The organism is Shouchella patagoniensis, from assembly GCF_002019705.1.
Lineage (GTDB): Bacteria > Bacillota > Bacilli > Bacillales > Bacillaceae_D > Shouchella > Shouchella patagoniensis.
This window is the reverse complement of sequence record NZ_KV917377.1, coordinates 4,515,040-4,528,052: the sequence shown is the minus strand read 5'-3', so window position 1 is coordinate 4,528,052 and position 13,013 is coordinate 4,515,040. Positions and strand designations below refer to the sequence as shown.

Genomic DNA, 13,013 nt, shown 5'->3' with positions numbered 1-13,013 from the left:
TTTTCTAACCCGTCCATCCTGTGATTTGCGCGTAGATCAGAAAAACCATCCCTACACCCATATAAATTAAAAATAGCGGAACGAAGAACTTCACCCACTTGCTCCAACTAATACCAGCAACAACGAGTGCCGCCATAAAATAACCAGAAGTCGGAAATAGGATATGTGCAAAGCCATCTCCGAATTGAAAGGCTAATATCGCTGTTTGTCTTGTTACGCCTAACAAATCAGCAAGAGGCGCCATAATGGGCATCGTCACAAGCGCTTGTCCACTTCCAGATGGAATAAAAAAGTTAATGCAAAGCTGAACAATCATCATTCCAATTGCACTCAGAGTGCTCGGTAATTGCCCGACTGCTGTTCCTAGTCCGTACACAATTGTGTCCATGATTTGTCCATCTTCAAGAACGATCGCGACTGACCGAGCAATGCCAATAATAATAGCGCCCATTAACACTTCCCGAAACCCTTCTGTAAATGCATCACAAATTTTTGCTAGTGAAAGTCCTGCAATTATACCTACAAGTGCGCCCATAAAAATAAATAAACCTGACATCTCTAACATGAACCAACCGAGCTGGGTAACCCCGTACACTAAAATGATAAAAAAGATTGGCAAAGTGGCAATCGCAGCCAATTGACGCTTCGTTGCTCGTGTAGCCGGTTGACTTAAAGCATCACTATAAGTAGACCGCTTTAAGTGGTCTTCCTCGTATGTCAGGCTTTTCATCGGATTTGATTTTACCCTTTGTGCATAACGCATTATGTATATGCTACCAATTGTAATAATCACTATTAATACGACAAGCCTTAAACCAAAACCTGAATAGGTGTCGAGACCAGATATTTGTTGGGATATCCCGACCGTACCTGGATTCATGACGCCAGCTGTAAAACCGATAGCTGTTGAAATTAGCGCAATGCCCGCTGCCGTCATTGAATCATAGCCAAGTGAAATAAAGAGTGGAATTAAAACGGGAATGTATACGAGTGATAATTCTGGTGTGCCAATCGTTGTTGCAACAACTGCAAAAACAGTTATCAAAACTGGAATGATTGCCACACTTCTCTGTTTAAACTTTCTCGCTAGGCGATCTACTCCAATCTCGATAATTTCTGTTCTGCGCAGCACCATAAACATACCGCCTATAATAAAAGTAAAGAAAATAATTTCGCTCGCACCAACCATTCCCCGAGGAATAGCAAGCATGAATTCCATAAAGGAGACAGGTGATGTATCAACTTGGGCAAATGATTCTGGATCGATTGACTCGCGCCCATTCGGACCGGGTACTCGCTCAAATGAGCCAGCTGGTATCACGTACGTCATTAAAGCAGCTACCCCGCTTATAATGAACAATAGTACATAGATATGGGGCATGCGTTCTTTTTTACTGTCAGGAGGGACCGGTATGTTCTGCCGTTTCTCTCGTTGTTCCATGTAAATATCCCTCACTTTTCTAAATTAATGATGTCAATTTAACTACCTCTATAGATTTGATAGCCCCAAGGGGATATTAAAAGAGGAACATGATAATGTTCCTCACCTGCCAGAACTTCAAATCGTATTGGAACGTCCGTAAAAAAAGTACGTTTGCTTTGACGATTAAAATAATCACCAACTCCAAATATCAGCTCGTAAGTCCCCGGCTTTGCGACCTCAATAAGCGGTTGATTCAGTCGCCCATCTTGATTTGTTTGCTCTTCATTTAGAAAGTAGCGTTCTTCTTCTTTTATGTGGAACAACTTTATTCGTACAGATGCTGCTGGAATGCCTTCCACTAGATCAAGGATGTGTGTTGTAATTTCACTCATGAACGTGCCCCATTATTTACTGATGACTGAATTAACACTTTCTTTAAATCAGCTCTTGTCACAGCGAAACGTTGGAACCCATATGGAAGCCTCGGTTCGGTATAGACTTTTCCTTCGCTTTCTGGAATTGCTTCAACAACTGTGTCCCACGTTCGGTTCTGTGACTCAAATGTCACTTGTGTAAGCTGCGGGAAGCGTTCCAGTACTCGGCAACCAATCTGAAAGATTAAACTTTGAATAGAAGGTGAAGCAATTTCTTGAAAAACAGTACTAGCGATATCATTCACTTGCTCTGCCGCTACATAAAGCGTGGGTACGTCTCCTGTTGCATCAGAATGATTTTCATAGGTCCAACCGATATTTAGATAAATAAACAGTGGTCTGTTCCCATCTTCAGGCAAGGTCGTATATTCATCGCGAATAAAACCAACAAAAGAATTGTCTTTTACTTTAACAAGTTGAACATCATCAATACCGCTTGACTGTGAAGTAACGACAACACCAGTGTCTGATTGAACCATTTCAATAAATGCTTTTGCATGTTCATTACGCGACCGTTTAAATACAAGTGGTTCCTCGCCACTGTACGCCCCTTCAAAAGGAATCGCTACGCCCGTCATTTTAATCGACTGAACATGGTGGTACGTTTTCAGAAATTCAGAGGAAACATAATAAATAAACCCTTCAACTGTTGTACCTTCGTAAGAACCTAGACGTCGTTGGATGAAGTTTTTCATCGAATCCGTCGCAACAACCATTGAATTATCTCCTTCTGTAAAAGAAGGTAAGAATTGAGCGCCTCCTATTTCCACAGTGATTTCAACTCCAAATACAGTATTGTCCCTACCCTTAATACTAGATTCTGGAATTGATTTAAGCCCAATAAGAGGTGCCATGAATGTACGATACGCAAACACATTCCCTTTTCCATAAGTCATCATTCTCGGTTCCATTTATCATTCTCCTCATCTTGGTTTTCTTTTAACAAAGAGCCTTATTTGCAAACCATTCGTTTAAACGAATGGCCGCAATTTGATGAATCTCATTTATCGCTTGAATAAACTCTTTGTCTTCTTTTTGTTTGATCCGGAGTTGTAGAGATTCGTAAATCTCTCGTTTTGTCTTTCCCTTGACAGCTTTTACAAAAGGAAAACCAAATTTCTTTGAATAATCACTATTTAGTTCCAAAAATTGATTTATTTCTGATTCTGTTAATTCATTTAAACCCGCTTCTCGTTGTTCTTGAGCTGAATGAGCAGTTAGCGGCTTCTTTGTTCCTAATTCTGGGTGCATGCGAATTAAAGTTAATTTATCCTCGTAGGAAGCTTCATCAACAGTAGCTTTAAGTGCAACTCGCAGTTGTTCAATTGATTTAAAAGGCCGTTTCTGACCAGCTTCTTCTGCTATCCAAGGGGAATGTTCATAAATTCCTGAAAGTAAAGTCGTAAATTCTTTCAGTGGTACTTCATTTAATCTTGCTAATACAAGCATAATGAAATCCACCTCTCTCTTTTTTGTTCATGATACTGGCGAGTATGGACGAGGTCATTGTTCACATTAAACAAATAAACGACACTTCATTGTACAAAAAAACCAAATATTTAAGTTGTTTGCAACGTATGTTGAATTCGTAATGCCAAGCGCAAATGAAGAGTTGTATCAGGATCTTTTAACTTTTTTCCGAGTAATTCCTCGATTTTCTCAAGTCGGTAAATAATCGTATTTCTGTGTACATAAAGTCTTTTAGCTGTTTCAGAAATCTGACAATGCGTTTCTAAGTAAACAGCTAATGTTTGGACAAGACCTAACTCACTTACATTTGGCTCTGATAATTTTTGTAGTGTATACTCGCAAAATTCAATTAAATCATCCGCTGGAATCATCCTTAATAGCTTTGATAAGTCTTTCGCTTGGTACGCTTGTACAAATTGTCTATTCCCAGACAAACGACCAGAATTAAGCGCGTTAATCGCTTCTCCATGGGCTTCAAGAACTTCCCAAAACTCATAACAAATATTGCTTATTCCAAATGAAACAGTGCGTTTAAATTGTCGAAAGACGTTTTCTTGAATAAGTTCAAGTGCTAATTGAATAGATGAAGAAGAATCGGTTTCAGTGTCAATTGATTCTCCTTCAATTAAAATAAAACAAAGCTCTCCTTTAATAAACACGTGAGAACGAAATGGAAAAATCGACAATTCTTCTTCCACATAATCAAAAACCTTCTCCATCTCAATTTGGCTATCTTTAAATCCAAGTAGATTTTCATCTCGGTCAAGACGTCCAACAATACATTTATACGTACGATTATTATCTAATCCAAATTCTTTCGCTCGATTAATGGTTTCAGCTTTCGAAGAGAATTCTCCATTAATAAAGTGGATAAAAAATTCGTTTTTCGCTCTTCTTGTATATTGCTTTAATGCATTTTCTTTCATTAATTCAAATGCAATTACATTCGTTGCTTGTTCAACTGTCAAGATCTCCTTAGTGTCGGAGTCTGACATGCCCCCAAGAACAATCAACGCACCACGCTTGGATTTATCGGTAAAAATTGGAAATGCCGTAATCGTTTTCGGCTCACGCATGAGGAACGTGAGGCTTGTAAAAGGGCTACCATCAGGAAAAATTGAATAACCCATACGATATAAATATTCAAGTCCGTTTAATACAGGACTAGGTGGATTAGATGAATGAATAAGCTGACAACGTTCATCCATTAACATAACTGGATAGCCAACTAATTCCGCTACATTTTCTAACAAGTGGGGTAACCCCTTCCCACTCATAATGTGTTTTGAGAATGTTTGATGTGTTTCAAGAGCCATCTTTAATTCACTTGTGCGCAAATCAAGAATGGCACTTAATGATTGATTAACAATTGATCCAAGTCCTACTCCTTCAGGTAATGCAATAATAGGAAACCCTACTGTATTAGCAAAGGTATCTACCTCTTCTGGAATTGATCCTAAAAACCGTTTTTTCAATCCAATCCCAGCACACCCTTTTTGATGCATTGCTTTTATTAATTCAAGCAACTGAATGGGTTCATCTCTATAATGATAGGCAGTTGTTACAAGAAGATCATCCGCTTTCAAATAATCGATGATATCCGGGGCATCCATCATATTCACATTCTCAATCCGTTTATTCTGCCTAACTCCTCCAGCAACAAGGTTTGCCCCCTCAAAAACTGGTAATTTCAAAAGCTCGTCGATTGTCATACCATCATCCCTTCACTAAAATCTCATTGGTTACTTTACACAATAACCCCTTTAAAAAATGATAATTATGTCAATGATTTATCCAAAGCTTAACAGTAAAATCAGTAACACACAGAATCTTCAGGAGAATTTCTGACATAAAAAATTAAAGCGAGGGATTCTATGCCCACACAAAAACATGCATCAACTAACCAATTAATTACTACTTATATTGATCAATTAGCGTCTTTCGGCTTAACGAAGGATGGTGGAGTAACCCGTTTGCTTTATTCTCCTGTTTGGATGCAAGCACAACAGATGCTGTTTCAGTTATTTGAACAAAAAGGACTTACTCCTTTTTTTGATGATGTAGGCAATTTGTATGGGCGTGCTATTGGTAGGGTAGAGAGTGAACCAGTCATTTTAACTGGCTCCCATATTGATACGGTTGATAATGGGGGAAAGTATGACGGTGCTTATGGCGTGATCGCAAGCCTTCTAGCTGTTACCCAATTAATGAATGAATTTGGGCAACCAAAAAAAACAATTGATGTGGTATCTTTATGTGAAGAGGAAGGCAGTCGCTTCCCTCTCACATTTTGGGGTTCAGGCAATATAACTGGTATTCATAAACCTTTTGATGCCGCTTTGATAAAAGATTCATCTGGCATAACAATGAAAGAGGCGATGGAACAGACCGGTTTTGGTTTAGGTCGTCATCAAGAAGCTTTACGAAACGACCTCTCATGCTTTGTTGAACTTCATATTGAACAAGGTTCTGTGCTAGAAAATGCGAAGGAATCACTCGGCATTGTAAAAAGCATTGTAGGTCAACGAAGGTATACGATTACGGTTACTGGTGAAAGCAATCATGCTGGAACAACACCGATGTATCAACGGAAAGACGCTATGGATTCAACAACTGCACTTATTCAACGTTTGCTTAATTCTGCCAAAAAACTAGATCCCCATTTTGTCGCCACTATTGGCAAAATGTCGGTCTTTCCGAATACACCTAATGTTATTCCAGGCGAAGTTCGTTTTACATTAGATATCCGGCATCATCAATCAGAGGTATTAGATCGTTTTTATGAAAGTATGGAGCATTTTTTCTCCGAAACTCGGTTCAATGATGGTGTCGGTATTGCTATTAATCAATGGGCAAATGTCGCACCAGTAGATATGTCAGATTCACTAGCAGAAAACGCGTATTTACTTGCACAACGCACAGGTTATCCAACTCGTTACATGTACAGTGGCGCTGGTCACGATGCGCAAGTATTTGGAGCAGCCATCCCTACTTGCCTTCTATTTGTACCTAGCATAAATGGCATTAGCCATTCACCGCTCGAATATACCAATGAAGAAGACTTACAAATAGGAGTTTCAGCTTTGCGTGAAGTGCTATATCAATTAGCGTATTAGAGAGGAGATGTTCGAGATGAAACAAATGGTTAAACGTACAATTATGACCCCTGGTCCCGTCGAAGCCGAGCCAGCTGTTTTACGAGCGATGAGTGCGCCTATTCTAGGCCAGTTCGACCCTGCATTTACCGAGATGATGAATGATACAATGGACATGTTAAGGAAACTTTTTCAAACAAAAAACCAATGGGCATTTCCTATTGACGGTACATCACGCTCAGGTATTGAGGCAGTGCTAACAAGCTTAATTGAACCAGGCGATCGTGTTTTCATTCCTGTTTATGGTCGATTCGGTCACTTGTTAATTGAAATTTGCGAACGATTAGAGGCAGATGTCCATTCCATTGAATGTGAATGGGGCACTGTTTTTAAAGAAGAAGATGTTATTGAAGCAATTTCAATCTCTAAACCAAAAATTGTCGCATGCGTCCATGGGGAGACATCAACGGGATGTATGATGCCGCTTCAAGCAATTGGTAAGGCATGCAGAGAGCTAGATATTCTTTTTGTCGTTGATGCAGTCGCAACAATTGGTGGTACCGATCTGCAAGTAGATAACTGGTATATCGATGCAGCCATTGGTGGCACCCAGAAATGCCTGTCTGTCCCGTCCGGAATGGCCCCCATTACATACAATAGCCGCGCTGAAAAAGTCATTAACCGACGTAAAAAAGTCGAGCGAGGCATCGCTACGGAAAAAGAACTTGCTGAAAAGAGTACAGGTACTGTCATTCGCAGCAATTATTTTGACTTAAGTCAACTCCAAGATTATTGGAGTCCTAGGCGATTAAACCATCATACAGAAGCAACATCAATGATTTACGGACTTCATGAAGGGTTACGAATCCTTCTAGATGAAGGTCTCGAATCAAGGTTTACCCGTCACCTTTATCATGAAAAAGCACTAATTAGCGGAATTAAGGCAATGGGGCTTCAGCTTTACGTCGAACATGAACACAAACTCCCCGTTGTCACTTGCATTACTGTCCCTGACGGAATTGATGCAGACGCCGTCCGTGCGTTTATGCTCACTCATTTTGGCGTTGAAATTGCCAGCTCTTTTGGACCGTTGCACGGAAAAATATGGCGAATCGGTTCAATGGGCTACAGTTGTAGAAAAGAAAATGTTTTATTTACACTCTCCGCCCTTGAGGCAGCACTTCTCTACAAAGGAGCACCCATTCAAAGCGGCAAAGCACTGCAAGCAGCTCTTTCTTACTACGATCAGAGTACTCGAGAGACCGTAATCAATGTTTGAGCGCTGCCTAAGCGAATAGAAGGAAAGCCCACTTTCATAAGAAAGTGGGCTGGAATTTGTCAACCAAAAAATCCTTCTCTTTATCATTTGGAGATTCTTTTACTTCCTAAGAAATAAACTACTCTATTGACGTACAGACACGATTACTCGCTTGTCGGACAGCTCTAATGATTCCGGCATAACCTGTGCATCGACATAGATTTCCTGACAACCTATCTACAATTTCTTCATCAGTTGGGTTTGGGTTCTCTGTAAGCAACACTTTGACAGCCATAATCATGCCTGGCGTACAATATCCACATTGAAATCCACCTTCATCGAGAAAAGCTTGTTGAATAGGATCTAAACCATCTTCTGTTGCAACTCCCTCAATTGTTTGAATGACCGATTTTTTTGCTTGGTAAGCCATCACTAGGCAACTATTCACAAGCCGACCGTCCATTATAACAGCGCAAGCACCACAGCGCCCAATTCCACACGAGACTTTTGTGCCAGTTAAATGAAGCTCTTCTCGAACAATATCAGACAAACGAGCGCTTGCTGGCACAGTGATGTTTATTGTCTCGTTATTGATTGAGCATTCAAGCTTGAGAGTAGATCCACATCTTTTTTCCATCGCCTTTCACTCCTTTGATCCAATGCCTTTAACACCGTTTCCGGTGATACAGGAAGTTTCTTAACCCATAAACCTGTTGCGTCATGAATTGCTTTTGCAATTGCAGGTGCTACTGCAACCGTCCCTATTTCACCAACTCCACGAGGACCAAAGCAATCTTCTTCCGGTAGTTCTTCAATGGGCTCAACTTCTAAATGAGGGGGAACATCGCGAATGCTTGGAATTAAATACGTGTCTAAGTTTTCCGTAATGTACTGACCGTTTATCATTTTAGCGTCTTCCATTAACGTATATCCGAGAGCCATAACACCTCCACCCTCAATTTGTCCGTTAAAGCCTACTAGATTAACAACAGGTCCTGCTGAAATAGCTTGCTTTAACTGACGCACTGCAATCCTTCCTGTCATCTCATCAACCTCAACTTGAGCAAAAACAGCGGCATACGTATATAAATAATGTCCACCATCGGTTCGATCTGGTGTTGTCGGGAAGTCAAAAGATGTATCAAACTGAACGGGGGTTTCCTTGTTAAACGAGGCAGCCAGTTCATTAAAGTCCATTTTCTTCTGCCCCCGATTATAAATACCACCAGGTCCAAGATGAAGGTTGTCTGCCTCTATTTGCAAAAGCTTACCCGCTTGTTCTGTTAACGCAGCAACAAACGGTGGCTTTAAACGGTTTATTGCGTTCCATACCATACTTGTTCCTCGTGAGGCCGTCGTTGAACCTGTACTAGGCGTTGTTCGCGTATCTCCAATTTGGATGAGTAAATCCTCTTCGGAACAGTCAAACGCCCCTGTTGCAATGGTTTCTATGACATGGATGATTCCTTGCCCGACTTCCTCAAAGCCAAAAGAAACAGCGATCTTTCCTTCATTTGTTAACGCTATTCTACCGCCTGATTTATCAAGGCGACCGTACCCTAATCCGCCACCATGCATTGTCACAGCAATTCCTGTGCCCATACGTTTACGAGAAGCCTGATTTATAACAGGTTCTGAAGTATGTTTAATGGCTTTCACTACCGCGCGCGCGCCGTCTGTTGGGACAATACGCTGCTCAAGCGGTCCTAAGTCGTTTTCTTTTCGAAGATTGCGTTCACGTAACTCAAGTGGTTCAATTCCTAACTTTTCTGCTAACCGATCCATCTGTCCTTCTAAAGCAAAGGTTATTTGATTACCGCCAAAGCCACGAAATTCTCCTGAAACAGCATTATTTGTAAAAACCGATTTTCCTTCAACAAGAACATGTGGAATTCGATAAGGGCCAACCGCATGTTCAACAGCAAAATCAAGAATTGCTGGACCAAGTGTTGAATACGGACCCGTGTCAGCAATAATCTCTACTTCATGTGCAAGAATTCGTCCATATTCGTCTGCACCTGTTCGTGTTTTAATTTTCATTGGATGCCTTTTGATGCCTGAAATCATTGATTCTTTCCTTGTTTGGTGGATCTTTACTGGACAAGCTGTTTTCAGGGCTAACAAAGCTGCATAAGGTTGGACATTTAACTCATCTTTCCCCCCAAAAGAACCACCCATCGGACTAGAGACAACGTGGATTTTCTCTTCGTCGATAGCAAGAATTCTCGACAGCTGAAATCGATCTTTAAAGCCATGTTGCGTGCCCATATAAACCGTTATGCCTCCATCAGTTTCTGGCACAATGACCCCACCCTCAGTTTCCATATACGTATGCATTTGCCTTGGAACATCATACGTCTCTTTAACCATGCATGTTGAAGCAGAAAAACCTGCAGATACATCCCCTTTTTGATGGGTTGCTTTATGCAACACATTCCCGTCTGGATATAGGAGTGGGGCTTCAGATGTCAAGCTTTTCTCTGGAGTATCTAAAACTGGTAGTTCCTCATACTCAACCTCAATGAAATGAAGCGCTTCTTCTGCAATTGCATTCGTATCGGCTGCTACTGCGGCAATCGCATCACCAATATAAAGAACACGATCGGAACAAAACACAGGTTGATCTGGAACGATAATGCCAAAGCCATTTATCCCAGGAACATCTTCGTGAGTTAAAACAGCTCGTACTCCAGGAAGTGCTTTCGCTTTATCAATTGAAATACGTTTTATCAAGGCATGGGGATACTGACTACGCAAGATTTTCCCGTAAAGCGTATTAGGAAATGTTCGATCGGTTAAATAGCTTAGTTGTCCTGTTACTTTTGGAATACCATCCGGCCTAGTCCTTACCATAGCGTACCTCCTCTTTCATAAACTCTTCCAGAGATGACACAACAATATTGGCAAGCACTGTCCGAACGTACTCTTCTGTTGCGAATGGCGTTGTACAAATCACGCCTGCTTTTTTAAATCGTGAATACGCTACTGTCAGCAGCTCCTCTGTTAAAGGAGCTCCAGTTAACACGTTCTCTATTTCTGTTAACCGCTGTGGGATCATATCGCCTCCACCAATAGCAAGTTTGATTTGCTTAAGCACGGCACCATCTAATTCAACAACACAGGCAATCGTTAATAGGGAAAGAGTAAAGGCTTCTCGTCTTCCTACCTTTTCATAAATGAATTTCGCTTTTGTTGGTTTTTCTTTACGAAAACGCACCGCAAGCAAAATCGATGGTTCGAGGTTCTCTACATATTCTGCTACCGATATGCATTCATAACCATTATCTGAATAAATAACGGCATCTGCATCAAGAGCAACCATTACAGGAATCGCATCCCCTTGTCGATAGGTTACGTTGCCTCCTATCGTCCCTCTATTACGAACAGCCGGCGCAGCGATTGAAGCAATTGCTTTTATAAGTAACGGTACTTCCGCTTTGATAGCAGAAGCTTTCAGACAATCAGAAAGCACACATAGAGAGCCGATCTCAAGCAACGTATCACCATCATTTATCATTTTAAGCTGTTCTATATTTGTTAAGCTAATTAAATGTGTTGCTTGACTTACTCCTTGTTCTCGCCGCATCTGAATAACGGTACCCCCCGCAACAAAAACTGCGCCTACTGTCTTTTTCTTCATTTCCCATGCTTCTTCGATTGTCTCTGGCATCCAGACAATCGGAAAAGCAGTTTGTTTTACAGGTGTTTGCAAGCCCATGCATAATCCTCCTTCGTATCAATATCAACAAAATTGATTTCGTCTGAGGAATAGACCTTTAGTCCTTTCACAAGACGTGAACGAACAAATTTACGTGCTCCCTCATCACCTTTTAATTGCATTAAGTCTGAAAAAATCGCTTTTCTAAATAAGATTGGTGGCCTTTCTTTTTGTTCAAAGGAAGCAGCCACATAGATAGCTTCTGAATTTTCTTTTGCTGTTTCAATCAGTTGTTGAATGAATGATGATTGAATAAAGGGTTGATCTCCTAACAAAACAACAATCGCATCAGCATCCATATCAATTACTTTACTTATACCTGCACGTAATGAATAGGCCTGACCTTTTTCCGCTTCGATAGAAGTAACGGTAGAAACCTGCGAATGGTTGATTAATTGAAGCCATTGAGCGGAATCATTAGCACCGATGCATACAATAACATGGTCAACTTCGGCGGCTAAAGCGGCAGAAACAGTTCGGTTTCCGACCGTATCCTCACCTAATTGTAGAGCCATTTTATTTCTACCCATTCGTAATGCTTTACCAGCCGCGAGTACAATGGCAATAACCTTCATTTAACTGTCATTCTTCTATCTGTACGCTTTATTTCTTGAATGAGCTCTGCAACGATACTAATAGCAATTTCATAAGGCCCTTCCGCTTGTATGGCTAAGCCGATTGGACTTCTCACATTGTCAGGTAATTGAGACGTCGCCAGTAAACGACTGGTTCGTTTTTTTGACCCAAGGACCCCTATATAAGCAACCTCTTGTTTAAGCATATACAACATAATTTCGCGGTCACGATCAAAATGATGTGTCATTAAAACAACATAATCGTTAGGAGAAAATGAGAGTTGTGGTAATACTTCATGTGGAAAACCAAGGTACATTGCTTCTGCCTGTGGAAAAAAATGACGCCGACAAAAGGCAGGACGCCAATCACAAACATGAACAGCAAATCCTGATTGCGATGCAAATTGAACAAGTGGGCGTGCATCTAAATGAGCACCAAATAGAATCAATCTTGGTTTAGGATGGACTATGTGGATGTACATTTTGTTCTGCTCATTGAATCCACTTGTTTCATCTCCCGAAAATGACATTGCTAGACACTTCTCGCCAAGCCATTGACCCGATTTTGATTGATAGTATGTTTCGGAATATGACCTCGCCCTGGCAACCCAGTTACCGGACTTCAATTCCTTTTCTACCCACGTTAGTTCCTTTCTTAACTTGGCAGTAACAGGTTCAAGCAAGACAGTGACAACACCATTGCAACCACTCCCCTCTACACCCCATAACAAGTCATCTTCACTAGTCATATCATAGGACTTCCAAATAGGTCCGTCTTCCCAAACTGGAACAAACTGAGCATATAGATCTTCTTCAATACAACCGGCACTTAGAAGACCAATTTGAGTGCCATCTGCTTTAAATAACATCGTTGTTCCTTCTCTTCGATACGCAGAGCCATCCACATGGACAATGGTTGCAAGCATTGATTTTTGCATAGGATCATTAAGGTGAGGAAAGATTTCATGCATATTCTCCATTTGCTAGCACCCTCTCTTACGATTTTTATAATTGTGATTAGTATAAAGATTCCGATCCTT

Annotated in this window: 12 protein-coding genes; 2 read left to right on the top strand and 10 right to left on the bottom strand. The window is 40.8% G+C overall.

What is annotated here, in order from left to right; translation table 11 throughout:
- Window positions 1-4: 4 nt before the first annotated feature.
- The 5 genes from BK584_RS23455 to BK584_RS23440 form a co-directional block, all read right to left on the bottom strand.
- Entirely contained in the window at window positions 5-1,441 is a 1,437-nt protein-coding gene (locus tag BK584_RS23455; protein WP_078395081.1) for a YfcC family protein, read from the bottom strand.
- A gap of 38 nt (window positions 1,442-1,479) precedes the next feature.
- A complete protein-coding gene (gene uraH, locus BK584_RS23450; protein ID WP_078395079.1) occupies window positions 1,480-1,815 on the bottom strand; it encodes a hydroxyisourate hydrolase in 336 nt (111 codons plus the stop codon).
- Entirely contained in the window at window positions 1,812-2,768 is a 957-nt protein-coding gene (pucL, locus tag BK584_RS25765; RefSeq protein WP_139365752.1) for a factor-independent urate hydroxylase, read from the bottom strand. The genes uraH and pucL overlap by 4 nt, the downstream gene beginning before the upstream one ends.
- Before the next feature lie 28 nt (window positions 2,769-2,796).
- Complete coding sequence (uraD, locus tag BK584_RS25760; RefSeq protein WP_139365751.1) at window positions 2,797-3,306, bottom strand: 2-oxo-4-hydroxy-4-carboxy-5-ureidoimidazoline decarboxylase; 510 nt, start codon at window positions 3,304-3,306, stop codon at window positions 2,797-2,799.
- Window positions 3,307-3,416: 110 nt separating this feature from the next.
- Window positions 3,417-5,039 (bottom strand): PucR family transcriptional regulator, encoded by a 1,623-nt coding sequence (locus BK584_RS23440; protein ID WP_078395077.1) that lies wholly within the window; start codon window positions 5,037-5,039, stop codon window positions 3,417-3,419.
- A 162-nt stretch (window positions 5,040-5,201) separates the two neighbouring features.
- Here BK584_RS23440 and allC point away from each other — a divergent pair, with 162 nt between their 5' ends.
- Together allC and BK584_RS23430 are read left to right on the top strand one after the other, a co-directional pair.
- Window positions 5,202-6,443 carry an allantoate deiminase gene (gene allC / locus BK584_RS23435; RefSeq protein ID WP_078395074.1) on the top strand — a complete coding sequence of 414 codons (1,242 nt, stop codon included), beginning with the start codon at window positions 5,202-5,204 and terminating at the stop codon, window positions 6,441-6,443.
- A 16-nt stretch (window positions 6,444-6,459) separates the two neighbouring features.
- On the top strand, window positions 6,460-7,701 hold the full coding sequence (locus BK584_RS23430) for a pyridoxal-phosphate-dependent aminotransferase family protein (RefSeq protein WP_078395072.1): 1,242 nt from the start codon (window positions 6,460-6,462) through the stop codon (window positions 7,699-7,701).
- 118 nt (window positions 7,702-7,819) lie between these two features.
- Here the strand turns inward: BK584_RS23430 and BK584_RS23425 are convergent, their stop codons facing one another.
- Genes BK584_RS23425 through BK584_RS23405 form a run of 5 tightly spaced genes read right to left on the bottom strand, consistent with a single transcriptional unit; the run spans window position 7,820 to window position 12,953 of the window.
- Entirely contained in the window at window positions 7,820-8,317 is a 498-nt protein-coding gene (locus BK584_RS23425; RefSeq protein WP_078395069.1) for a (2Fe-2S)-binding protein, read from the bottom strand.
- Entirely contained in the window at window positions 8,257-10,533 is a 2,277-nt protein-coding gene (pucD, locus tag BK584_RS23420) for a xanthine dehydrogenase subunit D (protein WP_078395066.1), read from the bottom strand. Before pucD ends, BK584_RS23425 begins: the two co-directional genes overlap by 61 nt.
- Window positions 10,520-11,398, bottom strand: coding sequence for an FAD binding domain-containing protein (locus BK584_RS24345; RefSeq protein ID WP_139365749.1), 879 nt, complete (start codon window positions 11,396-11,398; stop codon window positions 10,520-10,522). The genes pucD and BK584_RS24345 overlap by 14 nt, the downstream gene beginning before the upstream one ends.
- A complete protein-coding gene (locus BK584_RS23410; RefSeq protein ID WP_078395063.1) occupies window positions 11,377-11,973 on the bottom strand; it encodes a nucleotidyltransferase family protein in 597 nt (198 codons plus the stop codon). Before BK584_RS23410 ends, BK584_RS24345 begins: the two co-directional genes overlap by 22 nt.
- Window positions 11,970-12,953, bottom strand: coding sequence for an XdhC family protein (locus tag BK584_RS23405; protein ID WP_078395060.1), 984 nt, complete (start codon window positions 12,951-12,953; stop codon window positions 11,970-11,972). Before BK584_RS23405 ends, BK584_RS23410 begins: the two co-directional genes overlap by 4 nt.
- Window positions 12,954-13,013: the final 60 nt, after the last annotated feature.

Excerpts from the sequence above, each read along its gene's own strand:
- BK584_RS23455 (WP_078395081.1), bottom strand. The coding sequence starts at position 1,441 with ATGGAACAACGAGAGAAACGGCAGAACATACCGGTCCCTCCTGACAGT.
- uraH (WP_078395079.1), bottom strand. The coding sequence starts at position 1,815 with ATGAGTGAAATTACAACACACATCCTTGATCTAGTGGAAGGCATTCCA.
- pucL (WP_139365752.1), bottom strand. The coding sequence starts at position 2,768 with ATGGAACCGAGAATGATGACTTATGGAAAAGGGAATGTGTTTGCGTAT.
- uraD (WP_139365751.1), bottom strand. The coding sequence starts at position 3,306 with ATGCTTGTATTAGCAAGATTAAATGAAGTACCACTGAAAGAATTTACG.
- BK584_RS23440 (WP_078395077.1), bottom strand. The coding sequence starts at position 5,039 with ATGACAATCGACGAGCTTTTGAAATTACCAGTTTTTGAGGGGGCAAAC.
- allC (WP_078395074.1), top strand. The coding sequence starts at position 5,202 with ATGCCCACACAAAAACATGCATCAACTAACCAATTAATTACTACTTAT.
- BK584_RS23430 (WP_078395072.1), top strand. The coding sequence starts at position 6,460 with ATGAAACAAATGGTTAAACGTACAATTATGACCCCTGGTCCCGTCGAA.
- BK584_RS23425 (WP_078395069.1), bottom strand. The coding sequence starts at position 8,317 with ATGGAAAAAAGATGTGGATCTACTCTCAAGCTTGAATGCTCAATCAAT.
- pucD (WP_078395066.1), bottom strand. The coding sequence starts at position 10,533 with ATGGTAAGGACTAGGCCGGATGGTATTCCAAAAGTAACAGGACAACTA.
- BK584_RS24345 (WP_139365749.1), bottom strand. The coding sequence starts at position 11,398 with ATGGGCTTGCAAACACCTGTAAAACAAACTGCTTTTCCGATTGTCTGG.
- BK584_RS23410 (WP_078395063.1), bottom strand. The coding sequence starts at position 11,973 with ATGAAGGTTATTGCCATTGTACTCGCGGCTGGTAAAGCATTACGAATG.
- BK584_RS23405 (WP_078395060.1), bottom strand. The coding sequence starts at position 12,953 with ATGGAGAATATGCATGAAATCTTTCCTCACCTTAATGATCCTATGCAA.